At 69.6% G+C, this 25,741-nt stretch carries 21 protein-coding genes and 1 pseudogene; 9 read left to right on the plus strand and 13 right to left on the minus strand.

What is annotated here, in order from left to right:
- Window positions 1-28: 28 nt before the first annotated feature.
- Window positions 29-592 carry an elongation factor P gene (gene efp, locus ACFV2O_RS07540; RefSeq protein WP_355070592.1) on the minus strand — a complete coding sequence of 188 codons (564 nt, stop codon included), beginning with the start codon at window positions 590-592 and terminating at the stop codon, window positions 29-31.
- A gap of 48 nt (window positions 593-640) precedes the next feature.
- The gene (locus ACFV2O_RS07545; protein WP_364425838.1) at window positions 641-1,768 is read right to left on the minus strand and encodes a Xaa-Pro peptidase family protein; all 1,128 of its coding nucleotides are present in this window, start codon (window positions 1,766-1,768) and stop codon (window positions 641-643) included.
- Window positions 1,769-1,991: 223 nt separating this feature from the next.
- Between ACFV2O_RS07545 and ACFV2O_RS07550 the strand changes: the two genes are divergently transcribed.
- From ACFV2O_RS07550 to aroB, 5 genes and pseudogenes are all read left to right on the plus strand, one after another.
- Window positions 1,992-2,465: a prepilin peptidase gene (locus ACFV2O_RS07550; protein WP_379250987.1), complete on the plus strand. Its 474-nt coding sequence runs from the start codon at window positions 1,992-1,994 to the stop codon at window positions 2,463-2,465.
- Window positions 2,466-2,677: 212 nt separating this feature from the next.
- A complete protein-coding gene (locus tag ACFV2O_RS07555) occupies window positions 2,678-3,559 on the plus strand; it encodes a universal stress protein (RefSeq protein ID WP_379250989.1) in 882 nt (293 codons plus the stop codon).
- Window positions 3,560-3,655: 96 nt separating this feature from the next.
- Window positions 3,656-4,864 carry a chorismate synthase gene (aroC, locus tag ACFV2O_RS07560; RefSeq protein ID WP_379251558.1) on the plus strand — a complete coding sequence of 403 codons (1,209 nt, stop codon included), beginning with the start codon at window positions 3,656-3,658 and terminating at the stop codon, window positions 4,862-4,864.
- Window positions 4,861-5,379: pseudogene (locus tag ACFV2O_RS07565) on the plus strand (shikimate kinase); the annotation flags it as partial. The gene aroC and the pseudogene ACFV2O_RS07565, both read left to right, overlap by 4 nt.
- Window positions 5,380-5,744: 365 nt before the next feature.
- Entirely contained in the window at window positions 5,745-6,866 is a 1,122-nt protein-coding gene (aroB, locus tag ACFV2O_RS07570) for a 3-dehydroquinate synthase (RefSeq protein WP_379250991.1), read from the plus strand.
- Window positions 6,867-6,930: 64 nt separating this feature from the next.
- Here aroB and ACFV2O_RS07575 read toward each other — a convergent pair whose 3' ends face one another.
- From ACFV2O_RS07575 to ACFV2O_RS07600, 6 genes are all read right to left on the minus strand, one after another.
- Window positions 6,931-7,410, minus strand: a complete 480-nt coding sequence (locus ACFV2O_RS07575; protein ID WP_355070582.1) for a B-4DMT family transporter — start codon at window positions 7,408-7,410, stop codon at window positions 6,931-6,933.
- Window positions 7,411-7,807: 397 nt separating this feature from the next.
- Window positions 7,808-8,626, minus strand: a complete 819-nt coding sequence (locus ACFV2O_RS07580; RefSeq protein ID WP_379250993.1) for a shikimate dehydrogenase — start codon at window positions 8,624-8,626, stop codon at window positions 7,808-7,810.
- Window positions 8,616-10,118, minus strand: a complete 1,503-nt coding sequence (mltG, locus tag ACFV2O_RS07585) for an endolytic transglycosylase MltG (protein ID WP_379250995.1) — start codon at window positions 10,116-10,118, stop codon at window positions 8,616-8,618. The genes ACFV2O_RS07580 and mltG overlap by 11 nt, the downstream gene beginning before the upstream one ends.
- Entirely contained in the window at window positions 10,115-10,678 is a 564-nt protein-coding gene (gene ruvX, locus ACFV2O_RS07590; RefSeq protein ID WP_379250997.1) for a Holliday junction resolvase RuvX, read from the minus strand. Before ruvX ends, mltG begins: the two co-directional genes overlap by 4 nt.
- Window positions 10,678-13,347, minus strand: a complete 2,670-nt coding sequence (alaS, locus tag ACFV2O_RS07595; protein WP_379250999.1) for an alanine--tRNA ligase — start codon at window positions 13,345-13,347, stop codon at window positions 10,678-10,680. The genes ruvX and alaS overlap by 1 nt, the downstream gene beginning before the upstream one ends.
- Before the next feature lie 72 nt (window positions 13,348-13,419).
- On the minus strand, window positions 13,420-14,763 hold the full coding sequence (locus ACFV2O_RS07600; RefSeq protein ID WP_379251001.1) for a replication-associated recombination protein A: 1,344 nt from the start codon (window positions 14,761-14,763) through the stop codon (window positions 13,420-13,422).
- Window positions 14,764-14,886: 123 nt separating this feature from the next.
- Between ACFV2O_RS07600 and ACFV2O_RS07605 the strand changes: the two genes are divergently transcribed.
- Window positions 14,887-16,557 carry an alkaline phosphatase D family protein gene (locus tag ACFV2O_RS07605; RefSeq protein WP_379251003.1) on the plus strand — a complete coding sequence of 557 codons (1,671 nt, stop codon included), beginning with the start codon at window positions 14,887-14,889 and terminating at the stop codon, window positions 16,555-16,557.
- Between the two features lie 51 nt (window positions 16,558-16,608).
- On the opposite strand, the gene ACFV2O_RS07610 is transcribed toward ACFV2O_RS07605, so the two are convergent.
- On the minus strand, window positions 16,609-17,778 hold the full coding sequence (locus tag ACFV2O_RS07610; protein WP_355070564.1) for a kinase: 1,170 nt from the start codon (window positions 17,776-17,778) through the stop codon (window positions 16,609-16,611).
- A 190-nt stretch (window positions 17,779-17,968) separates the two neighbouring features.
- Between ACFV2O_RS07610 and ACFV2O_RS07615 the strand changes: the two genes are divergently transcribed.
- Window positions 17,969-18,940 (plus strand): hypothetical protein, encoded by a 972-nt coding sequence (locus tag ACFV2O_RS07615; RefSeq protein WP_379251005.1) that lies wholly within the window; start codon window positions 17,969-17,971, stop codon window positions 18,938-18,940.
- A 7-nt stretch (window positions 18,941-18,947) separates the two neighbouring features.
- Here the strand turns inward: ACFV2O_RS07615 and ACFV2O_RS07620 are convergent, their stop codons facing one another.
- Entirely contained in the window at window positions 18,948-19,916 is a 969-nt protein-coding gene (locus tag ACFV2O_RS07620) for a DUF389 domain-containing protein (RefSeq protein WP_379251007.1), read from the minus strand.
- Window positions 19,917-19,978: 62 nt separating this feature from the next.
- Entirely contained in the window at window positions 19,979-21,772 is a 1,794-nt protein-coding gene (aspS, locus tag ACFV2O_RS07625) for an aspartate--tRNA ligase (protein WP_379251009.1), read from the minus strand.
- Window positions 21,773-21,962: 190 nt separating this feature from the next.
- On the opposite strand from aspS, the gene ACFV2O_RS07630 reads away from it, so the two are divergent.
- Both ACFV2O_RS07630 and ACFV2O_RS07635 read left to right on the plus strand, forming a co-directional pair.
- Window positions 21,963-22,886: a neutral zinc metallopeptidase gene (locus tag ACFV2O_RS07630; protein WP_355070556.1), complete on the plus strand. Its 924-nt coding sequence runs from the start codon at window positions 21,963-21,965 to the stop codon at window positions 22,884-22,886.
- A gap of 117 nt (window positions 22,887-23,003) precedes the next feature.
- Window positions 23,004-23,540 carry a hypothetical protein gene (locus ACFV2O_RS07635; protein ID WP_355070554.1) on the plus strand — a complete coding sequence of 179 codons (537 nt, stop codon included), beginning with the start codon at window positions 23,004-23,006 and terminating at the stop codon, window positions 23,538-23,540.
- Window positions 23,541-23,612: 72 nt separating this feature from the next.
- On the opposite strand, the gene ACFV2O_RS07640 is transcribed toward ACFV2O_RS07635, so the two are convergent.
- Window positions 23,613-25,232: a hypothetical protein gene (locus ACFV2O_RS07640; RefSeq protein WP_379251011.1), complete on the minus strand. Its 1,620-nt coding sequence runs from the start codon at window positions 25,230-25,232 to the stop codon at window positions 23,613-23,615.
- The gene (locus ACFV2O_RS07645; RefSeq protein WP_040867626.1) at window positions 25,229-25,558 is read right to left on the minus strand and encodes a type VII secretion target; all 330 of its coding nucleotides are present in this window, start codon (window positions 25,556-25,558) and stop codon (window positions 25,229-25,231) included. The genes ACFV2O_RS07640 and ACFV2O_RS07645 overlap by 4 nt, the downstream gene beginning before the upstream one ends.
- Window positions 25,559-25,741: the final 183 nt, after the last annotated feature.

Consider the following 25,741-nt stretch of genomic DNA (forward strand, 5'->3'; position numbering starts at 1 on the left):
ATCATTCCGGGATCGGCCGGCCCGCGGCTCAGGCGTTGACCCGGCCGAGGTAGCTGCCGTCGCGCGAGTCGATGCGCAGCTTGTCGCCGGTGTTGATGAACAGCGGGACCTGCACCTCGGCGCCGGTCTCCAGGGTGGCGGGCTTCGTTCCGCCGGTGGAGCGGTCACCCTGCAGGCCGATGTCGGTGTGCTGGACCACGAGCTCGATCGAGACCGGGAGCTCGACGTACAGCGGCGCGCCTTCGTGCGTGGCGACCTGCACGGTCATGTTCTCCAGCAGGAAGCGGGCGCCGTCGCCGATGGTCTCCTCGGCGATGGAGATCTGGTCGAAGGTCTCGCCGTCCATGAAGACGTAGTCGGTGCCGTCGTGGTACAGGTAGGTCATGTCGCGGCGGTCGACGTTCGCGGTCTCCACCTTCACACCGGCGTTGAAGGTCTTGTCGACCACCTTGCCGGACACGACGTTCTTCAGCTTGGTCCGCACGAACGCGGGGCCCTTGCCCGGCTTGACGTGCTGGAATTCGGTGATCTGCTGGAGCTGACCGTCGATCTTCAGCACAAGGCCGTTCTTGAAGTCGCTGGTGTCCGCCACTGTCTTCGGATCTCCTCGTTCTACCGCTTGGTCTCGGGCAGACCGGCGTCAGTCGACGACGGTCAGGTCTTTGCTGGTGTGGGTGAGCAGCTCCGGGCCCCCTTCGCGCACCACGAGCGTGTCCTCGATCCGGACCCCGCCGCGGCCGGGAAAGTACACACCTGGTTCGACGGTCACCGCCACGCCAGTCAGAAGTGTACCGGTTCCGGTTTTCGCGATTCCGGGCGCTTCGTGGATCTGCAGACCGACCCCGTGGCCGAGGCCGTGCACGAACAACTTGCCGTGCCCTGCCGCCTCGATCACCGCCCGCGACGCGGCGTCCACGTCGGATACCGGGACCCCCGGGCGCAGCGCCTCCCGCCCGGCCCGCTGCGCCTCGGCGACCAGCGCGTACACCTCGCGCTGCCAGTCGGTGGGCGCGCCGAGCACGAAGGTGCGGGTCATGTCGGAGTGGTAGCCGCCCACCACCGCGCCGAAGTCCAGTTTGACGAAATCACCCGCGGCCAGCACGGCGTCGGTCGGGCGGTGATGCGGGACAGCCGAGTTCACGCCGGTCGCCACGATGGTCTCGAACGAAACCGCTTCGGCGCCGTGTTCGAACATGGCCCATTCCAGTTCCCTGGCCACCTGACGCTCGGTGCGGCCCGGACGCAGTCCGCCCCGCTCCAGCAGCGCGGCCAGACCGGCATCGCCCGCCGCGCAGGCCGCCCGCAACTGATCCACTTCGTAGGCGTCCTTGACCATGCGCAACTGCTCCACCAGCCCGGGCGAGGCGACGAACTCCAGGCCGGTGCGCTGTTCGAGGAAACCGCGATGCTGGTCGACGGTGACCACATGGCTTTCGAAACCCACCCGGCCGACCTGCCACTCACCGGCCAGCTGCACGATCCGCCGGGCGGCGGCGCGCGCGATCTCGGCCCGCAGATCGGGAACCTGCTCGGCGACCTGGGTCCGATACCGGCCGTCGGTGCCGATCACGGTCCGGTCCTCGGCGGTGCGCGTGTCCCAGGAATGCACCAGCAACGCCGCGTTGGAGCCGGTGAACCCGGTCAGATATCTGATATTCACCAGATCGGTGACCAGCAGGGCGTCCACCCCGTTCTCCACCAGCAGGCTGCGCAGCGCGCCACGCCGCGCCGCGTAATCCGGCACATGACCCTGGTGATCAGCACACATGAGTCAAAACTACCGCCGACACACCGCACACCGACAGCCAACACGTGATCGGCATGGCCTTCCGTGCTGTCGAATCATCGATTTTCGCCCGAAAATTACTGCGGCCCAGCATTTCTCGACAGCGGGAGGCCCACTGACCCATAGCCTGTTCACACCCGAACCAGTTGTGCACATTCCGGTCCGGAGCGGATGACCCGCGCCGGAACCGGGCGAAGGTGGAGCCATGACTCCACTCGCGTGCGCCGCGCTCACCGTCTGGTGCGCGGCACTGACGACGTTCGACCTGCGTGAAGGACGCCTCCCGAACCGGCTGACCGGCTCCGGAGCGCTGGTCGTTCTCGGATATGCCCTGCACACAGAGCATTTCACCGCCGCTCTGCTGGGCGCGCTGTTGCTTTCGGCGCCGTACCTGCTGGTGCACCTCGCCGCGCCCGCCGCGCTGGGCGCGGGCGACGTCAAGCTCGCGGTGATGCTGGGCGGGGCGACCGCCCTGGGCGGCGCCCGTCCGTGGGTTTGGGCGGCACTCGGAGCACCGGCGCTCACCGCATCCGTCGCGCTCGGGGCACTGGTCTGCCGACGCGCATTCGGCTCCCGCCCCGCCGACCCGGGCGACAGCGCGCTCACCGTGCCGCACGGCCCTGCGATGTGCCTGGCGACATTGCTGGCCCTACTGTCGTCGGTCTTCGACTCGACCTGAGTCCGCTCCGCCCGACACCACCGGAATGCCGCCGGACCGCGCTGGACGCCGCACAAAGCCAGCAAATCAATAGCAATTCATCGGTAGCATCAATCGCGGGCAACGACTTTCCGACCCGCCGCCACGTCAGCGCTCGAGCTACGGCACCTCGGAGAAGTCGCCCCCTCGAGTGCGCCAGTACAGCGGAAGCAGCGTCGAGAAGGAGCCGCCCAGTGAATCCGAGGCATCCGTCGCGGGGGCCGATCGTCGTGGGAACCGACGGTTCGGAGCAATCGATCGTCGCGGTCCGCTGGGCGGCGCAGACCGCCGCGCTGCACGACGCTCCGCTGCACATCTCGCTCGTCGTGGAGTCCTCGCTCGGCTCCGACGACGACGATCCCCCGCGTCCGGCGGCGCTGCTGCGGGTGCGCGAGGCGGACGAGGCGATCGAGCGCGCGGCGGACGCCGCCGTGGCGGCCGCGCACACCGTGCGCGACATCACCATCGGCACCGAGATCCGCACGGCGCACATCGCCACCGCCCTCATCGAACGCTCCCGGAGCGCGGCGATGCTCGTGGTCGGCACCCGCGGGATCGGCCGCGTCCAGCGGGTCCTCCTCGGCTCGGTCAGCACCGCCGTCTCCAGGGACGCCGAATGCCCCGTGGCGGTGGTGCCCGCCGAGACGCCGCTGTGGGACCGGGCGACCACCGGCCCGGTGATCGTCGGCGTGGACGGCTCCACCGCCGAGCAGGCCGCCATCGGGGTCGCCGCGACCGAGGCGTCGCTCCGCGGGGTCGAACTGGTGGCCGTGCACACCTGGGGTGAGGTCGAGCCGCTGGCCGCGATCGGCACCGACTGGGCCGCCCTGCGCCGGACCGAGGAGGCGTTGCTCGCGACCAGCTTGGCCGGCTGGCAGGAGCAGTACCCGGAACTGACGATCCGGCGCGAGGTCGTCCGCGACCGTCCGGAGCGAGGGTTGCTCGAACGCTCCCGCGACGGACAGCTGCTGGTGGTGGGCAACCGCGGCCGAGGAACTTTGCGGCGACTGCTGTTCGGCTCGGTCGGTGACGCGCTGCTCCGCTCGGTGGACCGCCCCATCGTCATAGCCCGCTGAGCGCCTCGGCCCGCGGTACCCGGGCTCCCCGGCGTGCGGTTCGTCACGGCGGGCCACGTTCCGGAGCACGGGCGTCGACATGGGAAGATGAACAATGTGCTGCGTTGGATAACTGCCGGAGAATCCCATGGTCCCGCTCTCGTCGCCCTCCTGGAGGGGATGGTGGCAGGCGTCGAGGTCACGTCGGACGAGATCTCCGCGCAGCTGGCCCGTCGCAGGCTCGGCTACGGTCGCGGCGCGCGGATGAAGTTCGAGGCCGACAAGGTCACCGTCATCGGCGGTGTGCGGCACGGGCGCACCATGGGCGGCCCGGTGGCCATCGAGGTCGCCAACTCCGAGTGGCCGAAATGGACCACGGTGATGTCCGCCGACCCGGTCGATCCGGCCGAACTCGCCGACCTGGCCCGCAACGCACCCTTGACCAGGCCCCGGCCCGGGCACGCCGACTACTCCGGCATGCTCAAGTACGACTTCGACGACGCCCGCAACGTGCTCGAGCGCGCCAGCGCCAGGGAGACCGCCGCGCGCGTCGCGGCGGGCACCGTCGCGCGCAATTTCCTGCGCCAGGCGTTCGGCGCGGAGGTCGTCTCGCACGTCGTGTCGATCGGCGCGGCGCAGAACACTTCCGGCCTCGTGCCGAGCGCCGCCGATCTCGCCGCGGTGGACGAGAGCCCGGTGCGTGCCTTCGACAAGGACGCCGAAGCCGCGATGATCGCGGAGATCGAGGCCGCCAAGAAGGACGGCGACACCCTCGGTGGCGTTGTCGAGGTGGTCGTGGCGGGACTTCCGGTCGGCCTCGGCTCGTTCACCAGCGGCGAGAACCGGCTGGACGCGCGGCTCGCCGCCGCACTGATGGGCATCCAGGCCATCAAGGGCGTCGAGGTCGGCGACGGTTTCGAGACCGCGCGCCGCCGCGGCAGCCAGGCGCACGACGAGATGCGCCCCGGCCCCGACGGCGTGCTGCGTTCCACCAACCGCGCCGGCGGACTGGAAGGCGGCATGACCAACGGCGAGGCGCTGCGCGTGCGCGCGGCCATGAAGCCGATCTCCACGGTGCCGCGCGCGCTGTCCACCGTCGACATGACCACCGGCGACGAGGCCGTCGCCATCCATCAGCGCTCGGACGTGTGCGCCGTGCCCGCCGCGGGCGTGGTCGCCGAATCCATGGTGGCGCTGGTCGTCGCGCAGGCCGCGCTGGAGAAGTTCGGCGGCGACTCGCTCACCGAGACCGTCGAGAACATCACCAGCTACGTCAAGCGCATCAGCACTCGCCCGCACGTGCCCGCGGACAGTCGGTCGCAATGATCGTGCAGACCGATCCGCGCGCCCCGCGCGTGGTGCTGGTCGGACCGCCGGGGGCGGGGAAATCCACGATCGGCCGCAAGCTCGCCAGGGAACTCGGCGTCGAGCTGTACGACACCGATGCCGGCATCGAGCGGGAGACCGGTCGCACGATCCCGGAGATATTCGCCGAAGACGGTGAGCCCGAATTCCGCAAGATCGAGGAACGGGTGGTGCGCCGCGCCGTCCTCGCCGAACGCGGCGTGGTCTCGCTCGGCGGCGGTGCCGTGCTGTCCGAGCACACCAGGGCACTCCTGCGCGGCCGCACCGTCGTCTACCTGGAGATCAGTATCGCGGAGGGTCTTCGGCGCACCGGCGCGAGCACGCAGCGGCCGCTGCTCAACGGTGCCGACCCCGGCGCGAAGTACCGGGAACTGATGCGTACCCGTCGGCCGCTGTACCGGGAAGTGGCGACCGTCCGGGTTCGTACCGACGGCCGCAGTCCCGGCCGCGTGGTGCGGATGATCATGACCAAGCTCGGTATGGAGCCGGTCGAACCGGCCGAAACGGATCTCCGGCCGCCGCCGAGCGGAATCCCGCAGGGCAGCAGCCGATCCCGGGCCCGCCGACGTGCGAGGGCAAGAGCGGCGGCGCGGCGCAAGACCGCCGATCAGTCCGAGACCACCGACACCGCGACCGGCGCCGCAGCGGAAGCGGCGGTGACCGCCACCGTGCGCTCCCGGCGCAGCCGCAGGAGCGTAACGAGCGAACCCGACGCCGAGGGCGGGACGGGCAACGGGGAGACGGCGGCGGGCAGCCGATCCCGGCGCGCCCGCGCACGCCGCGCCCGCTCCCGGGCGCGGCAGCAGTCGACAACAGCAACAACAGAATCGGAGCAAGCCACGTGACAGAGCCGAGTCGTCTCGAAGTCCGGACCGCCGACCCGTACCAGGTGATCATCGGCCGCGGGTTGCTCGGCGAACTCGTCGAGTCCGTCCACAGCGCGACCAAAGGTGTGCGCACCGTGGCCGTCTTCCATCAGCCGCCGCTCACCGAGACCGCCGAAGTGGTGCGAAAGGCGCTGGCCGACACCGGTATCGACGCGCACCGGATCGAGATCCCGGACGCCGAGGCGGGCAAGGAACTGGCGGTCGCCGGCTTCTGCTGGGAGGTGCTGGGGCGCATCGGGCTGACCCGCAACGACGTCGTGGTCAGCCTCGGCGGCGGCGCGGCGACCGATCTGGCCGGTTTCGTCGCCGCCACCTGGATGCGCGGGGTGCGGATCGTGCACGTGCCGACCACGCTGCTGGCGATGGTCGATGCGGCGGTCGGCGGCAAGACCGGCATCAACACCGAGGCGGGCAAGAATCTCGTCGGCTGCTTCCACGAGCCGGCCGCCGTGCTGGTCGACCTGGCGACCCTGGAGACGGTGCCGCGCAACGAGATCGTCGCGGGCATGGCGGAGATCATCAAAGCCGGTTTCATCGCCGACCCGGTGATCCTGGAGCTGGTGGAGCACGACCCGGAGGCCGCCCTCGACCCGTCCGGCGAGGTGCTGCCGGAGCTGATCCGTCGCGCGATCCAGGTGAAAGCCGACGTCGTCGCCGCCGATCTGAAGGAATCCAGCCTCCGCGAGATCCTGAACTACGGTCACACCCTGGGGCACGCGATCGAACGGCGGGAGCGTTACCGGTGGCGGCACGGCGCCGCGGTCTCCGTCGGACTGGTGTTCGCCGCCGAGCTCGGTCGTCTCGCGGGTCGTCTCGATGACGCCACCGCCGACCGTCATCGCGCGATCCTGTCCGCCGTCGGCCTGCCGACCAGCTACGACGCCGACGCGCTGCCTCAGCTGCTGGACGCCATGCAGACGGACAAGAAGACCCGCTCCGGCGTGCTGCGCTTCGTCGTGCTCGACGGCTTGGCCAAACCCGGACGCTTGGAAGGACCCGATCCCGCCCTGCTGGCCGCCGCTTACTCGGCGATCGCCCGGGAGGACAGTCCGAGCGGCGGCGCGGTGCTGCTCTAGCCCGCGGCGGCCGCGAGAGACGAAAACGGCGCGCCCGCTGCGGGCGCGCCGTTTTCTCGTGGAATCAGATCGCGCTGCCCGCGGCGGAGTACAGCGACGGCGGGGTGGAGCGCCCCTTGCCGTTCTGCCGCTCGGCCAGCATCCGGCCGACGCCGACACCGATCAGCGCGGGCACGAAGATCAGCAGGATGATGAACGCCGCGCCCGCCGTGAGTTCGAACAGCAGGCCGTTGTCACCGAGATCGAACCGGGGAGCCCAGTCCAGGATCCAGGACGCCAGGCCGCTGCCGACACCACCCACAACGGCGGCCTTCAGCCACATCATGGTCAGATCGGCGCCGCGTTCGGCGTCCCCACTCTCGACGCGGTCCCTGCGACCGTCCAGCACACCCCAGGCCGCGATGGCCGCGACCAGCACGACCAGGCACAGGATGCGCATCAGCGCCCCGTGCGTCGGCCAGTACACCATCGCGAACCCGAGCCCGGCACGCAACGCCACCACCAGCGCGCCGAGCACGACGGCCCGCAACAACCAAGCATTCATGCGAAACACCATAGCCGTGTTTCTCGGCAGCGACTACGGCCCTGCGTGTCTCAGTTGGATGGAATCCAGAGGTCGTACCTACCGCTACCGTCGTTCCGCTGAATGCACTTCCCGTCTTTGTGCCACAGCGGCGCCTCTTTCATGCAGTTCGCCAGCGCGACGTTCGACGCCGCGGCTACGCACTGGAACCCCCAAGTCGGCTGCGCCGATGCGCAGCCATCGGCTTTCGCCGCCGACTGTCCGGCGAAGACGAACGCGGATGCCGCGATCCCCATCGCGACGGTGACTCCGAGTCGAATCAACACAACGCTACCCCTCCCGTTGAAACGCGTTGGAGGACAGCATAACCGGCGATCACGGCAGCGGAAAGAGCAGAGACGCACCGCTGGTGAGAAGGCTATCGACGCCCCTCGTCCAGCGCCGCCGCCATCTCCGCGCGCGGCGCTGCCTGCCCGGTGAACAGCTCGACCTGCCCATACGCCTGGTTCAGCAGCATCTGCAGACCACTGACCACCGTGTGCCCGGACCGGGCCACCGCCTCGGCCAGCGGGGTGGGCCAGGGGTTGTAGATCGCGTCGAGCACCACCGGCGCCTCGGCTACCGCGGGGGCGACCACCGCCGCCGCCGTGGCGGGAATGGTGCTCACCACGGCTCCCGCTGCCGCGCAGATCGTACGCAGCGCCCCGGCATCGAAACCGGCCAGCGACGCGATCATCCCCAGCCGCTCGGCGAGTTCCAGCGCGCCGCGCGCCCGCCCGGCGTCCCGGGCGACCACGGTCACCGACTTCGCGCCCAGCTCCGACAACGCCAGCAGGGCGGGCCGCGCGGTGCCGCCCGCCCCCAGCACCACGCCCTCGGTCAGGTCGGTGACACCACCGCCGCGGAGCGCTCCGAGCACACCGTCCACGTCGGTGCAGTCGGCCAGCCAGCCCGCGTCGCGGCGAACCAAGGTGTTGGCCGATCCGACCAACACGGCCCGGTCGGTGCGCTCATCGGCGTAGGCCAGTGCCGCTTCCTTGCCGGGCATGGTCACCGAAAGCCCGACCCATTCCGGCCCGAGCCCGTCGACCAGCCCGGGCAACTGCTCCGCCGAGCATTCGATGCGCTCGTAGCTCCAATCCAATCCGAGCGCGCGGTACGCGGCCAAGTGCAGCTGGGGCGATCGCGAGTGCGCGATCGGCTTCCCGAGCACCGCCGCCTTGCGATTACCGGCCACCGCTGTCCTTGGAACTGTCGAGGATGCCACTGCGCTGCGCCCGTGCGATCAGGCGCAGATGCTCCTGATAGTCGTCGGTGAACAGGGTGGTGCCCTGCTTGTCGACGGTGACGAAGTACAGCCACGGCCCCTGCTCCGGATTCTCCATGGCACGCAGAGCGTTCAACGACGGCGCGGCGATCGGAGTCTTGGGCAGGCCACGCATCGCATAGGTGTTCCAGGCGGTTTCCTGGGCGCGGTCGGCATCGGTGGTCGCCACCTCGGTGCGATCCAGGGTGTAGTTCACCGTCGAGTCGAACTGCAGCATCTGATCGACCCGCAGCCGGTTCACGATCACCCGTGCCACCTTGCCCATGTCCTGGGGCTTCGCCTCGCGTTCCACCAGCGAGGCGGCGACCAGCGTCTGGTACGGCGTCAGTTTCGTGTCGGCGCCGGACTGCAGCAGTCCGGTGGACTCATAGCTCTTCGCACTCGCGGTCACCAATTGCCGCAGGATCTCCGCAGGCGTCCCGCTCGGATCGAAATCCCATGTGCCCGCGGCGATCAGGCCTTCCAGCTGCCGTGTCCGGTCCGGGCAGTCCTTGACACCCTGGATCGCCCATGCCGGCACTCCGAGCGCGGCCAGGTCCAGGCTCGCGCCCGCGGCATCGAGCTGTTCGTAGCTCACGCACTTCTGATTGGTGCCCGTGCCGATGCAGCTGGCCTCCGCGATCTTGCGGTAGATGCCGTCGTACCGCCCGCCGGTGCTCATGTCGTGTTGGTCGTGCAGCAGCCGTCCCTCGGAGACGACCAGATTGCCGACCCGCGAGGACTTGCTCACCAGCGCCGACACCGCCTCGGCGGCGGGGCTCTGGCTGGGGATCGCGTAGAAGCCGGGCTGCACCGTGTTCATGTTCGAATTGCGCACGGCCGCTTGGAAGAACGCGCCCGAGCTCGCCACGACGCCGCGCTCGACCATCGTCGACGCGATCTGCTGGGAGGTGTCGCCCGGATGCACCTGCACCACCACCAGCGGTCCCCCTGGTCCCGCGAAGTCTTTCGGCGGAGCCATACTGGCGACCAGCTTCATCCCGGCGAAGATCACGGCGCCGGCGAAGAGAAGGATGAAGACACCCGCGACGAACCATAGGTTGCGGCGGCGCTTCTTGCGCTCGGCGGCTTTGCGAGAGGCGACCCTGGATCGCTTGCCGCGCTGCGAGCGGCCGGAGCGCTCGGGCCGGGCACGTTTCGACTCCGCGCGCTTCGAGCGGCGCGGCTCCTCGACACGCGTCGTCCTGGGGCGCTGTCCGCCACGCCGTGGGGCCGGTGGCGGCGGCGCGGGCTCCGGCTCTTCCTCGTCGTCGACGTAGCGGGGGATGACGGTCGTGTCGTCGTCGTAGTCGTCGTACTGGTCGCCGTCGTACTCGCCCCAGGCCCGGTCGTCTCTCCGGTAACGCCGATCAGCTTCGCGCTGTCGGAACAGTTCCTCGGCCCGCGCCCACCGATCCGTCATGCATCGTCCCCGGACGACGCAGGACGTCCCGCTTCCACCGACCTCAACACCGCACTCCGTTCGTCCAACCATCCTTGCAGGATCGACACGGCCGCCGCCTGATCGATCACCTGCCGCTGGCCACGCGCGCGAACTCCACTGTCCCGCAATGCACGTGCAGCTGACACCGTAGTCAAACGTTCGTCGGAAAGCCGGACCGGCACCGGCCCGACAGCAGCCCGCAATCGCTCAGCGAATGCGCTGGCCAGCGTAGCCGCAGTGCCTTTCTCCCCGCGTAATGTTCGCGGCAATCCGACGATTACCTCGACTGCCTCGTACTCCCGCACAATTTCGGCAATTCTTTCGATATCGGGTGCGGGAGCCGATCGCCGGGACGGTTTCGCGCGCGGCACGGTCTCCACCGGGGTGGCGAGGATGCCGTCGGGATCGCTCGCGGCGACCCCGATCCGGACACTGCCGACGTCGACCCCGATCCGCCTGCCCCGACCGGGGTCGGTGGCCGGATGCGGCCGGTCGGCACCGCGGGGCGCCGACCGCTCCGGTTCCGCTGGGCCGCCCATCACCCGGCGAGTTCGGCCACCCGCGCGCGGACCGCGGTCAGGCCGGCCGGAATGCCGGACGGGTCCGAGCCCGCGCCCTGCGCCATCTCCGGCTTGCCGCCGCCTCGTCCCGCGATACTCGGGCCGAAGCTACCGACCAGATCGCCCGCCTTGATGCCGAGCTCCTGAGCGGGCTTGTTCACCGCGACCACGAACGGCACCTTGCCGTCGGCGTTGCCGAGCAGTACCACCACGGCGGGCTCGCTGCCGAACCGGCCGCGGATGTCGGTGGCCAGCGTGCGCAGATCGCCCGCGGACACGCCCTCCGGCGCGGCCACGGCGACCAGCAGCAGCCGGCCGATCCGCTCGGCCTTCTCGACGAATTCGCCCGCCGAGGACAGCACGGCGGCCATCTTCGTGCGCTCGAGCTCCTTCTCGGCCACCTTGAGCCGCTCCACCAGCTGCTCGACGCGAGCGGGCACCTCCTCGGAGGGCACCTTGAGCGCGGAGGCGACACCTGCCAGCAGCGCGCGCTCCTTGGCCAGGTACGCGTAGGAATCCAAGCCGACGAACGCCTCCACGCGACGAACGCCGGAGCCGACCGACGACTCGCCGAGCACCGTGATCGGGCCGATCTGCGAGGAATGCTGCACGTGCGTGCCACCGCACAGCTCCATCGAGAACGGGCCGCCGATCTCCACCACGCGCACCTCGTTGCCGTAGTTCTCGCCGAACAAGGCCAACGCGCCCATCTGCTTGGCCTTCGGCAGATCGGTGACGAAGGTGTTCACCGGGAAGTCGGCGCCGACCGCGTCGTTGGAGACGGCCTCGATGTCGGCTTTCTGCTGCTCGGACAGCTGGCCCTGCCAGTTGAAGTCGAAACGCAGGTAGCCCGGCTTGTTCAGCGAACCGGCCTGCACGGCGTTCGGACCGAGCACCTGCCGGAGGGCGGCGTGCACCATGTGCGTACCGGAATGGCCCTGCGTGGCACCCCGCCGCCAGGACGGGTCGGCCTGCGCCAGCACGACGTCGCCCTCGGTGATCTGGCCGTGCTCCACCGTGGTCTTGTGCACCCACAGCTTCTTGGCGATCTTCTGCACGTCGTTCACGCGCAGTTTCAATCCCGACGAGGCGGTGATGGAGCCGCGGTCGGCGATCTGGCCGCCCGCCTCGGCGTAGAGCGGGCTGCGGTCCAGGATGACCTCGACGTCTTGCCCCACGGTCGCCGTCGGCACCCGCACGCCGTCGGCGATCAGGGCGAGCACGGTGGCCTCGGAAGTGAGCTCGTCGAAGCCGGTGAACTCGGTGGCGCCGCGGTCGACCAGTTCCTTGTAGATCGTGAGGTCAGCGTGGGCGTGCTTGCGCGCCTGCGCGTCCTCCTTGGCCCGCTGACGCTGCTCGGCCATGAGCGAGCGGAAGCCCTCTTCGTCGACCGACAGCCCGGCCTCCGCGGCCATCTCCAGCGTCAGATCGATCGGGAAGCCGTAGGTGTCGTGCAGGGTGAACGCGTCCGACCCGGCGATCGTGCTGCCGCCGTGGGCCTTCACCGCGGCGGCGGTGTTGTCGAACAGGGTGGAGCCCGTGTTCAGCGTCTTCAGGAACGCCGTCTCCTCGCCGACCGCGACGGTCTCGATGCGACGGAAGTCGGTGGCCAGCTCCGGGTAGGACGGGGCCATCAGGTCGCTGACGACCTTCATGAACTCGCTCATCACCGGCTTCTCGGCGCCGAGCAGCCGGGCCGAGCGCACGATGCGGCGCAGCAGGCGGCGCAGCACGTACCCGCGGCCGTCGTTGCCCGGGTTCACGCCGTCGGCGATCAGCATGGCGGCGGTGCGAGCATGGTCGGCGATCACGCGGAAGCGGACGTCGTCCTCGTGCTGGACGCCGTAGGAGCGTCCGGTCAGTTCCTCGGCCTTGTCGATGATCGGGCGCAGCAGGTCGGTCTCGTAGACGTTGTCCACGCCCTGCAGCAGCAGCGCGATGCGCTCGACGCCCATGCCGGTGTCGATGTTCTTCTTCGGCAGCGACCCGACCGGCGAGTGCCCGAGTTTGGGGCTCAACTCACCACGGATGTCCTGCATGAACACGAGGTTCCAGATCTCGAGGTAGCGGTCCTCGTCGGCGACCGGCCCGCCGTCGCGGCCGTACTCGGGGCCGCGGTCGTAGTAGATCTCCGAGCAGGGTCCGCCGGGGCCGGGCACGCCCATGTCCCAGTAGTTGTCCTTGCCGTCGCGGAACTGGATGCGCTCCTCGGGGATGCCCGCGACCCGCTTCCAGATCTCGGCGGCCTCCGGGTCGTCCTGGTACACGGTCACCCAGATCCGCTCGGGATCGAACCCGTAACCGCCGTCGTCCTGTGGCTTGGAGATCAGCTCCCAGGCGAGGGTGATCGCCCCCTCCTTGAAGTAATCACCGAAGGAGAAATTGCCCGCCATCTGGAAGAAGGTGTTGTGCCGCGTGGTGACGCCGACCTCTTCGATGTCGCCGGTTCGCACGCATTTCTGCACGCTGGTCGCCCGCGGGTAGGGCGGCGCCTCCTGACCCAGGAAGTACGGCTTGAACTGGACCATGCCCGCGTTGACGAACAGCAGGTTCGGGTCGGCCAGGATCAGCGAGGCACTCGGCACCTCGGTATGGCCGGCACGGAGGAAATGGTCCAGGAAACGCCGTCGAATCTCGTGGGTCTGCACGAATACCCAGCCTACCGGTGCCGCGCACGCGAATATTCATCGACTCGGGAGCCTGGTGCGTCCCGGCGGCGGTCAGCCTCGGACGATGCGGCGCAGCTTGTCGACCCTGGGGCCGATCTCGCGTTCGTGGCCGTGGTCGGTGGGGTGGTAGTAGTCGACGCCGATCAGCTCGTCGGGCGGATACTGCTGGCCGAGCACGCCGTCCTTGTCGTCGTGCGGGTACTTGTAGCCCTGCGCGTTGCCGAGCGCCGCCGCGCCGGGGTAGTGGCCGTCGCGCAGGTGGGGCGGAACCGGGCCCGCCTTGCCCGCCGCGACGTCGGCCATGGCGGCGCCGATCGCGGCCACGACGGCGCCGGACTTAGGGGCCGTGGCCAGGTGGATGGTGGCTTGGGCGAGCGCGAGGCGGCCTTCTGGCAGACCGACCAGCTGCACGACCTGCGCGGCGGCGGTCGCCGTCTGCAACGCCATCGGGTCGGCCATGCCGATGTCCTCGCTCGCGTGGATCATCAGCCGCCGGGCGATGAAGCGCGGGTCCTCCCCCGCGCTCAGCATGCGCGCCAGGTAGTGCAGCGCGGCGTCGACGTCCGAACCGCGGATGGACTTGATGAACGCGCTGATCACGTCGTAGTGCTGGTCGCCGGCGCGGTCGTACCGGACGGCGGCCTTGTCCACGCTGGCTTCGACCAGGTCCACGTCGACGGTGCCGTCGAGCGAGGACTCCGCCGACGCTTCCAGAGCGGTCAACGCGCGGCGGGCGTCACCGCCCGCGATCCGGACGATGTGGTCGAGCGCGGCCTCGGTCACCGTGTACGCGCCGTCGAGGCCGCGTGGATCGGTGATCGCGCGGGCGAGCACCTCGCGGATGTCGGTTTCCGTGAGCGACCGCAGTTGCAGCACCAGTGAGCGGGACAGCAGCGGCGACACCACCGAGAACGACGGGTTCTCGGTCGTCGCGCCGACCAGCAGGACGATGCGGTTCTCCACCGCGGCGAGCAGGGCGTCCTGCTGGGTCTTGGAGAAGCGGTGGACCTCATCGATGAACAGCACGGTCTGCTCGCCCGTAGCCAACCTGCGCCGCGCCACGTCGATGACCGCGCGCACCTCTTTGACCCCGGCCGAGAGCGCCGACAACGCTTCGAACCGGCGGCCGGTGGCCTGGGACAGGAGCGAGGCGAGCGTGGTCTTGCCCGTGCCGGGCGGGCCGTACAGCAATACCGACGCGGCGCCCGAACCCTCGATCAGCCTGCGCAGCGGCGAACCGGGACCGAGCAGATGTTGCTGTCCGACCACTTCCTCCAGCGTGGCCGGGCGCATGCGCACGGCCAGCGGCGCACCCGCGTCCCGGCGCACCACGGTGTCGATCGAATGCTCCGGAGGCACCGCGGCTCCGGGCACGTCGAACAAACCATCGCTCACGACAAGAACGTTACCGAGGCGCACCGACAGCACGACATGCCGTTCCCGGATGCGTGTCCGGTGCGGCGGCGCGGTCTGGACCGGCGCGGCGACAGACGGAGTTGCGTGTCGCCGGTACTTCGGATGGGATCGGTACCCGTGCCTGAAAACGTATCCGTTTCAGATCCCTCGTCCACCGCGCGCTTCGCTCGGCGCACTCTTTTCAAGGGCAGCGCGGCCGCCGCCACCGCCACCGCGGTGCTGGGCGCCGGTGACGCGGAAGCCGCGACACCGGTGTTCCGGCACGGCGTGGCCTCGGGGGACCCGCTTGCCGACGGCGTGATCGTCTGGACCCGCGTGACCGTCTCCGACGACGCGACGCCCGGCTCGGGCGTGGGCGACCCGGCGACCGTGCGGTGGGAGATCGCGGCGGACGAGCGGTTCGCCTCGGTCGCCGCGTCCGGCGCCGTGACGACCTCGGCTGACTCCGACCATACGGTCAAGGTCGACGTTTCCGGCCTGGCTCCCGGTGTCGAGTACTTCTATCGATTCACCGCCCTGGGCCAGACCTCTCCGGTGGGCCGCACCAAGACCGCGCCCGCCACGGCGGACACACCGGATCGCCTTCGGTTCGGCGTGGTGTCGTGCTCGAACTGGGAGGCGGGCTACTTCGGCGCCTACCGTCACCTGACCGCCCGCACCGACCTGGACGCGATCGTGCACTTGGGCGACTACATCTACGAGTACGGCCGCGGGAAGTACGGGGGCCGCAACGGCGCCGTACGCCCGCACAATCCGGCCAACGAGACCGTCAGCCTGGCGGACTACCGCATCCGCCACGCCCAGTACAAGACCGACCCGGATCTGCTCGGCCTGCACGCCACCTTGCCGTTCATCTGCACCTGGGACGACCACGAATCCGCGGACAACTCCTGGTCCGGCGGCGCGAACAATCACGATCCCGCCACCGAGGGCAGCTGGGCCGACCGGCGCGCCGCCTCCGCGCAGGCCTATCTGGAGTGGATGCCGGTCCGGGCGTCCGGCTCCGGCGCCGACGTGCGGATCTACCGCAGGCTGCGCTTCGGCACCCTGGCCGAGCTCACCATGCTCGATCTGCGCAGCTACCGCGACCAGGAGGCGAAGCCGGGCGCGAACTGGCGCGAGGCCGACGACCCGGCGCGCACCATCACCGGCAAGGCGCAGATGGAATGGCTGACCGCGGGCTTGGCCTCCGCGCCGGTGCGGTGGAAGCTGGTCGGCAACTCGGTCATGATCGCCCCGCTGGTCTTCCCGCCGCTCGAGCCCGCCACCACGGCTGCGATCACCAGCACCATGGGCGTCCCGCAGTCCGGTCCGTCGCTGAACGGCGACCAGTGGGACGGCTACACCGCCGACCGCACCAGGCTGTTCCGCGCCATCATCGATCAGCAGATTTCCGACGTGCTGTTCCTGACCGGAGACATCCACTCCTCGTGGGCCGCCGATCTCCCCGTGGACGCGGCGAGCTACCCGGGCGGCGTGACGGCGGGCGCCGAGTTCGTGGTGCCGTCGGTGACCTCGACCAGCATCGGTGACATGGTCCACACGAATTCCGCTCCGATCGCCGAAGCGATCAAGACGGTCAACCGCCATCTGCGTTATGTGGAGTTGGACTCGCACGGCTACGGCGTGCTGGAGATCACCCCCGACCACGCGCAGATGGACTGGTACTACCTGCTGGATGTGGCGGACCCGAATTCCGATGTACGCTACGGCGCTTCGTTCGCGGTGCGCAGCGGGGGACGGATCGAGCCGCGGCAGGTCCCGCTCGGCTAGCGCGGGGCGGCCGCGCGCCGTCTCCGGAGGCAGCAGCCCCCGGTGCGCGGCCTACTCGCCCCAGCGTTCTTCCAGCATCGCCGATACATCCTCGGCGAAATCTCCCACGATGTCGTCACCCGTGCATCGCGCGTCTTCGGCGAGCGCTGCCCAGCGGTTGATCAGCGCCGCCGAGCGCGGCACCGACAGCCCGTGCTCCCTGGCAGCCGCGATACGGGTGTGATCGGCGGGCAGGAACCAGTAAGTGGACAGCCAGACCCAGATCAGCCGAGCTTCCAGGATGCGTTCGGCCAGCTGGTCGTCATCGGCCAGCGCGGGCCACACGCCCACGACCTCCGCGCGCCAGGCCTCGACCATCTGCCGCGCGCGCTCACGCGAGAGCTCGACATCGCATAGACAGCCGGGGAAGGACACCAGCGCGTAGGCGATGTCCAAGGTGGCGTCGCGGAACCCGCCCCACTCGTAGTCGAGGAAGCGAGCACCCTCCTCGTTCAAGATCACATTGTCCGGGCAGAGGTCCGACGGGCTGAACGCGCGGAAACGGCCCGCGGAGTACAGCCGGTTGCCGCGCACGATGCGCTCGGCGATCTCGCCCGGCACCTCGATGCCCAGTTCGCGCTGGAGCAGACCGGGCACCTCGGCGATCGCCGACTCGGCCTGCTGGGCGATGCCGTCCACCCGGTGCACCACGTCCACTCGGCGCAGCAGCGCGACGAAGTCCGCCTCGCGCCCGACGGTGGCGGCATGCATCCGGCCCAGCGCCTGAGCGAACGCCATCAGGGCGTTGCGGCCCGCGGGCTCGGCCCCGGAGCGGAGCACGGCGGTGAGCAGGGAGTTCTCACCCAGATCACTGAGGATCAGCAGACGGTCGGGAAGGCTGTGCGCGACCAGGTACGCGCCCGGCCGGTGCTCCCGGCTCAACGCGGTGGTGAACTGATAGGACACCGTCTCGCGGAGGAACGCGGAATCGACGCTGGCCACCCCGGGCGCCAAGCCGCCGGTCCGGCGATCCTGCGCCGCGCCGCGGACCTGCTTGATGATCAGGGTTCGCGGCAATGAAAAGGCGTTCTCCGCTACACGCACGCGTAGGACCGTCGTCCTACCACTACCGCTGAGTTCGATCGGATCGCTCAGCTTTACCGGAGCACCCATTCGCTTTGTGAGCAACTGTTGCGCTGCGGACACGACTTCGGCGGCGCGTTCGGCCAATAGTGCGGTCATCGCCTCTCAAAGTACTCGCATGGGGTCACTTCTAGCGAGCGGTTACACAACCTTTCCGCGTCGCTCGGCGTGTCTCCGGCATGGCCGGACGGCGGCCGCAGGTCGCTTGACACCTCCGCACCCGTCGGGTTTTCTCATCGTCAACTGCCCTGCGCCACACCGCAAACCAGTTGAGTGGAAAGGTCTACGCATGACCGAGATCCCGCCCTCCGCACCCAAACAATCAGGTGGCGGCGCTCCCTTGCCGAACGACGACGAACGCTTCGCGGCCAGGCCCGGGCAGCACGAGAGCCCAAATCCGCAGGCTCCCGGCTCCGGGACCGGCCACGCCCGCCACGAGATGGCGGGTCCGGCCGGATATCCGCAGTTCGAAGGCCCCGGCGCGGCGCACTACGGCAACGAACCGCTGGAGCCGCCGCCGCCTGTGGGCGCGGGGCACCCCAGCTACGGACCGCAAGGCACCGGGCCGGGCTGGGCGCCGTCCGGCCCCGCGCCCGGGCAGGAGCCGATCTACGGCTACCAGCAGGTCTCCACCGGTCCCGGCAGACTGGACGTAGGCCGGGCGCTCAGTTACGGCTGGGCGCGACTCTGGGCCAATCCGGGGCCGTGGTTCGGGGTGACCGCGGTGGGCCTCGTCATCTACTTGGCGTTCGTGGTCGTCGTTCAGCTCACCGACCCGACGTCGATGCTGCCGCTGCTGCTGATCTTCTTGGCGGTCATGGCAGGCGTGTGGCTGCTGCAGGCGGCGATGGTGCGCGGTGCACTGTACGAAACCGACGGCACCCCACCGCCTTTCGGCGCATACTTTCGATTCGTGAACGCGGGCAACGTGTTGCTCACCGCGTTGCTGGCATTCACGCTGACCTTCCTCGGCTCGGCGCTCTGCTTGCTTCCCGGACTGATCGCAGGATGGCTGTGCATGTTCTCGTTGCACTTCGTCGTCGATCAGGACCAGGGTCCGTTCGAGGCGCTGAAGTCCAGTTTCACGCTGGTGGGCGCCAACGCCGTGCAGGTGCTGCTGCTCGCGCTGGCTGTGCTGGTGATCACGTTCCTGGGCACGCTGCTGTGCGGTCTCGGCCTGCTGATCGCGGGCCCGGTCTCCGTGATCGCGGTGACCTATGCCTACCGAGTGCTCACCGGAGGCACCGTCGCCGCGGCGTGAGGCCCGCTCACTTCTCGGCCGGTGCGCGCATGCCGATCCAGCGCTTCAACCGTTCCACCGGACCGGCCTCGCTGCCCGCGCGCGGCCGGAGCTGGAGCACGATGATCCCGGCCACGATGATGCCCGCCATGTTCACCGCCAGCTGGCCCGCGGACAGGAACGCCACCCGCCACTCCCCCAAGGTCGCCGCGACCACGGCGAATCCGGCCGCGGGCACGGTGGTCACCGAGATGAACACGCCGACCAGCGCGGCCGACTTCGCTGTCACGAGCGAGAGCATGCCTGCCGCGCCCGCCAATAGCGCGACGACCAGGGAGAACGGGCCCACCTGATAGATGAAGTCGACCTGCTCGACGCCGCTCACCCCGTCCATGGTGATCCAGCCGACCTGTTCCCACACCACCGTGGCCACCAACGTGACCACCATCGCCACCGGAAACCCCACCGCGAGCGCGAAGGCCGAGCGGCGGGCGAGGCCGAAGTCCCTGCGCACCACCGCGACCGCGAAAGCGGCGAGCGGACCGAACTCCGGGCCGACGACCATCGCGCCGACGATCGTCACCGGCGAATCGGTCGCGACGCCCACGGCCGCGAGCAGGCAGGCGATCGTCAGGAACGCGAGAAAAGTCGCGTTGAGGCTCGACTCCTCATGCGTCTGCGCGAGCAGTTCCTCCCACACCACCGCGTCGCTCGGATCACCGGGCGCCTCGTGTACCGCGCGCTCGCCCGCCTCCGACAGGACGGTCTCGACCGGCGTGAGCGTCATCCCGCCGGACCGGCAGACGCCCAGCGCGGTCAAGTCGTCGAGCACGTCGTTGGCCGCCTCACGAGCCACGTCCGCCTGGACGAGATCGCCCTTCGGCTCCAGCGCGGCACCGCGGGCCAGGGTCACGTGCGTGACCCCGGGATCGGCGGCGAGTACCGCGAGCACCTCGTCGGTGAGATCCGGCGGGCTGATCAGGCGCAAGTGCAGCAACGGGTTTCCTCGCGGTCGGGCAGGCGTAACTGCCCAGAAGGTACCGTTCGCGCGAGCGCCCGCTACGAGGAGGTCTCGGCGCGCTCGCCCTTCTTCTGCTCCGGCTTGACGTCCAGACCCGCCTCTTTGCGCTGCAGCTCGCTGATCGGCGCGGGCGCGTCGGTCAGCGGGTCGACGCCGCCGCCGGTCTTCGGGAAGGCGATGACCTCGCGGATCGAGTCCTCCCCCGCCAGCAGTGCGGTGACCCGGTCCCAGCCGAAGGCGATGCCGCCGTGCGGCGGCGCGCCGAAGGCGAAGGCGTCCAGCAGGAAGCCGAACTGCTCCTGCGCCTCCTCCGGGCTGATGCCCATCACGTCGAAGACCCGTTCCTGCACGTCACGACGGTGGATACGAATCGAGCCGCCGCCGATCTCGTTGCCGTTGCAGACGATGTCGTAGGCGTAGGCCAGCGCCGAGCCCGGGTCGGTGTCGAAGGTGTCCAGCGACTCCGGCTTCGGCGAGGTGAAGGCGTGATGCACCGCGGTCCAGGCGGAGTGGCCCACCGCCACGTCACCGCTGGCGGTCGCCTCGACGGTCGGCTCGAACAGCGGCGCGTCCACGATCCACACGAACGACCAGGCGTCCGCATCGATGAGACCGACCTTGCGGGCGATCTCGACCCGCGCCGCGCCGAGCAGCGCGCGCTGCGCCTTCGCGGCGCCCGCGGCGAAGAACACGCAGTCACCCGGAACCGCGCCGACGTGCTTGGCCAAGCCGTCGCGCTCGGCCTCGGTGAGGTTCTTCGCGACCGGGCCGCCCAGTGTGCCGTCCTCGTTCACCAGCACGTACGCCAGACCCTTGGCGCCGCGCTGCTTGGCCCATTCCTGCCAGGCGTCGAGCTGGCGTCGCGGCTGGCTCGCACCGCCCGGCATGACCACCGCGCCGACATAAGGCGCCTGGAACACCCGGAACGGGGTGTCCTTGAAGTAGTCGGTGCACTCGGTGATCTCCACGCCGAAACGCAGGTCGGGCTTGTCGCTACCGAACCGGCGCATGGCCTCGGCGTAGGTCATGTGCGGGATCGGGGTCTGGATCTCGTAGCCGACCAGCTTCCACAGCGCGACCAGGATCTCCTCGGCCAGCAGGATCACGTCCTCCTGGCGCACGAAGCTCATCTCGATGTCGAGCTGGGTGAACTCCGGCTGACGATCGGCGCGGAAGTCCTCGTCCCGGTAGCACCGCGCGATCTGGAAGTAGCGTTCGATGCCGCCGACCATGAGCAGCTGCTTGAACAGCTGCGGGCTCTGCGGAAGGGCGTAGAAGTTGCCCGGCTGCAGGCGGGCGGGCACCACGAAGTCGCGCGCGCCCTCTGGCGTCGACCGGGTCAGCGTCGGGGTCTCCACCTCGACGAACTCGTGGCGGCCGAGCACCTCGCGGGCGGCCGCGTTGACTTTGGACCGCAGCCGGATGGCGTGTGCCGGGCCCTCGCGGCGCAGATCAAGGTAGCGGTGCTTCAGGCGCGCTTCCTCGCCCGGCTGCTCGTCCAGCTGGAAGGGCAGCGGGGCGCTCTCGTTCAGCACCTCGAGCTCGGTGACGTTCACCTCGATGGCGCCGGTCGGCAGTTCCGGGTTCTCGTTGCCGCTCGGCCGCGGTTCCACGGTGCCGGTGACGCGCACGCAGTACTCCGCACGCAGCCGATGTGCCTGCTCGGCGGGTTCGCCCTCGCGGAAAACGGCCTGGGCCACACCGGACGCGTCGCGCAGATCGATGAAGATCACCCCACCGTGGTCACGCCGCCGCGCCACCCAGCCGGTGAGAGTGACGGTCTGACCGGCATGCTCGCTTCGCAGCGAACCAGCCAAGTGGGTGCGCAGCACGGGGTTCCTTTCGACGACTCTGGCACCGGCGCGGTGTGACCAAGTGCGAGTCCATCGTAGTGAGACACATTCGGTGAGTGGAAACCGATATCGACGCGCCCGTGCCAAGCTGTATTCGAGGGAGTGTGAACCGGGGTCGCCGACGACCGAGGGTTGGGTGACCCCGGGGACGAGCGAGAAAGCGACGACGATGACCTTCAACGAGGGCATGCAGATCGACCCCGACCGGGTTTCGTCCGGCGGTCCCGGCATGGGCGGCAAGCTCGCGCTCGGCGGCGGCGCGGGCGGGCTCATCGTGCTGGTGCTGGCGCTGCTGCTGGGCGGCGACCCCGGATCCATCCTCGGCAACTTCACCGGCTCGCAGGACCAGAGCCAGACGCAGCCGGGCACGGCCGGCACGCCGAGCCATTGCAAGACCGGGGCGGATGCCAACAAATACGTCGACTGCCGGGTGGCGCTCACGGCGCAGAGCCTGGACGCGGTGTGGTCGGCCGAACTGCCGAAGCAGGCCGGAAAGCGCTACCAGCAGCCGAAGGTCGTGCTCTTCTCCGGAGCCACCTCCACCGGATGCGGCAACGCCACCAGCGCGGTGGGACCGTTTTACTGCCCGGCCGACCGGACCGCGTACTTCGACACCAGTTTCTTCCAGGAACTGGTGGATCGATTCGGTTCCAGCGGAGGCCCGCTGGCGCAGGAATACGTCGTGGCGCACGAGATCGGCCATCACATCCAGAACCTGCTCGGTGACATCGGCCGCGCCCAGCGCGATCCACGCGGCGCGGACTCCGACGCGGTGCGCACCGAATTGCAGGCCGACTGCTACGCGGGCATCTGGGCGCATTTCGCGGACAAGCAACCCGCGCCCGGCAGCAACCAGCCGTTTCTGAAACCGTTGTCGGACAAGGATGTCAACGACGCGCTGTCGGCGGCCGCCGCGGTAGGCGACGACCGCATCCAGCGTGCCGCCCAAGGCCGGGTGAATCCCGAAGCGTGGACGCACGGTTCGTCCGAGCAGCGGCAGAAGTGGTTCCTCACCGGCTACAAGACCGGTCAGGTGAGAGCTTGCGACACGTACTCGGCCCCGGACCTGAACAACCCGTCCGGCCTGCGGTAGCGCCGGATCCGATCGATACAGCGCGCCGACTCCCGCCAGGGGTCGGCGCGCTGTCATGATCTACGGCAGTTCGTCTGTGCCGCAGACGGACACGGACAGCACCGGAAGATGGGATCGATGCGAGTAACGAAAGCCGTTCTGCTGGTTGTGACGCTGATCGTCGCGGTGGGCTCGGGCGCCGCCACGGCCGACCCGGCACTGGATCGACCCAGTGCGCTACCGCCGATCGCCGCGCCGCTGGCACTGTTCACGCTGACCACCATTCCGGACGGTTGGCAGGCCCGGACGGATCTGCGCCCGCAGCTGGAGATCTTCGCCGACGGCCGTGCGGTGAGCAGCCCCGACGCGGTGGCCGCCGAGCGCCGTCCCGAGACCCCGCCGAAGCGGATCGACGGCCATATCCCGCCCGATGTGTTGAACGCGGCGCTGGCGGAGACCAAAGCGCTCGCCACGGTGGACCTCGGCGTGCCGAAAGCCACCGACCAGAGCAGCCGGATCATCGACTTCATGCCGCAGTCGCCGTCGGACGACGTGCATCTGGTGGTGTACTCGCCGGACACCACCGAGGGGCTCGGCGCCGAGCAGCAGGCCGCGCGTAAACGCTTCGCCGACCTCTACCGGAAACTGATCGACTCGTTCACGCAGGACAACTGAGGCTCTGCACGTCACCCGGCCCGGCGCTGATCCGCTCGGGCCGGGTGCAGCGGCTCGCCTACCCGGCGTCCGTCAGAACTGGTCCTGCTCGTAGTCCGAGCTGATGATCTCGTCCGAATGCGTCGCACCGATGACGTCCGGCGTCGACTCGCCCAGCGGGCCGGTGAGGTCGTCGTTGCCGATGGGACTCAGGTAGGGCTGCACCGTCCGCGAGTGTTCCTCGTCGGTGCCGCGCTGCCCCGCCGCGGCGCCGGGGCCGCCCATGAAGCTGCTCGATCCGGCGGGTGTGGTACTCGCGGGCGTGCCGGTACCGAGCGAAGTGCCCGGGACGCCGGCGACCGGCCGGATCGGTGCGACCGTGGCGCCGGGCAGGCCGGTGACTTTGGGCACCGACGACACGCTCGGGCTGCCGGGACGGCCGGGGCTGCTGCCGAGCAGGCTGCTCGGCGTGCCGTGGCTGGTGGTCGGGCTGTGCGAGGTGCTGTGCACCGACGACGGCGTGGTCGAGGGCGTCGATGTCGACGGCGTGGCGGAATCAAGGCCTGCCGCCTTGGTCGCGGTGTCCGACGCGGTCGACTGCGCCTGCTCCAGGATCGGCTGACCGACGTTCTCCGCCAGCGCCTGCGCGACCTCCTGCGGCGCGGGCCCGCCGCCCGGGGCTACCAGCTGCTGCACCATGCCACTGAGCTCGGCGGTCTTACCGGCCAGGTCGCCGCGGGTGGCGTTGACCACGCCGACGGCTTGACCGAGGTGTTCGGTGGCCGAGGCCATCAGCGTCGCCTGGGCGGGCGGAGTGAGGATCACCGGCGCGAGCGCGGTCGCCTGGGTGGCGAACGACGACGCGATGCCGAGCAGTTGCGCGTTGCCCTGCTGCACCACCGTGGCAGCGCGCTGCGTGAGTTCGGAGATGTCGATGCCCCGCTGGCTGGTCTCCTGTCCCTGCACGTTCGCCTGCTGGCTCGTGGCCTGTGCGTTGCGCGCGGCCTGGCTCTGCCACAGCTGCTCGACCGTGCTCATGCTGCCCTTGCCGACCTGCATGGCCATCTCGATGACCTTGGAGGACTGGCTGAGGATCGCGGTCGGATCGAACGCGCCGATGACACCGGTGCCGAAGCTGCTCAGCAGGTCCAGGATCGGCTTCATCAGGACGTCGACGCCGGGCAGCGCGGGCACCGCGACACCCTGGAGCAAGGCGGCCACCGGATCGGCGGGCAAGGCAGGCAGCGATCCGGCCGCGGCCGCCGCCTGGTTCACCGCGCCGCTGATCGCGCTCGGCGCGGCGGCGAGCGCACCGTTCAGCACGCCGTTCGCCTGATCGAGCGCGGCTTCGACCGCGGGCGCTCCGATCTGGCCGACCGCGGTGTTCGTGTCCCCGAGCAGCGCGGACGTATCATGCGCGATCCCGTGCCCGCCCTCGGCGCTCGGTGTGCCGCCCAGTCCGGGCAGACCGGCGGGCACGGTGGCGGCCGACTGCTGATCCTCGGAGATCTTGCGGGACAGCACGAATGCGGGCGGCTCGATGGGCGGCAGATCTTCGGGCAACTGCGGCAGCGGCAGGTCGAGCACCGCCTGTGCCGGTGTCTGCTGCAATGCGTCCAGCACAGTCTGCTGGCCGATGGCGACGTTCTGTTCGGCCGCGTGCGCGACGGCGTGATCTTCCGGCGCGATGACGCCGCTGTCCAGCGGTCTCATACCGCGCCCCCGATCTGGCCCGCGATCGACCCGAGCGCGCCCGCGTTGGACCAATCGACCGCGTCGTAGGCCGCGGCCGCGCTGAACGCCGAGTCCGAGAGCTTGGCGTACTTGGCGGACAGATCGTTGATGTCCTTGGCCTGCAACACTTGCGCCGCGGCGAACATCGCCAGGTAATCGGCCCCGATCAAGCCGAACACCGGGACGAGCGCCGAAACGTTCTTCACCGCGTCGAAATTGCCCGCCCCCGCGAGATCACCGGCGATACCGGCGTTCGTGGCGGCGAACGCCCGGACCGCTTCGGTCTCTACCGAGAGATCACTCATCGAGTTGCCCCCCAAATCGTCGTACAGATCAGCGTCATGCAGTTGTGGTGATCCGCCTGCTCCCTGCCGAATCGGCAAGGGCCGCTACGGTTGCGCTCAATATAGCGGACCGGACCGGCATGTTTCGAGCCCGAACGCGCCGCACACCGGGCAAACCCGGCAGAACTGGAACGTGTTGCAAAT

The sequence above is a fragment of the Nocardia sp. NPDC059691 genome, from assembly GCF_042733915.1.
GTDB lineage: Bacteria > Actinomycetota > Actinomycetes > Mycobacteriales > Mycobacteriaceae > Nocardia > Nocardia sichangensis.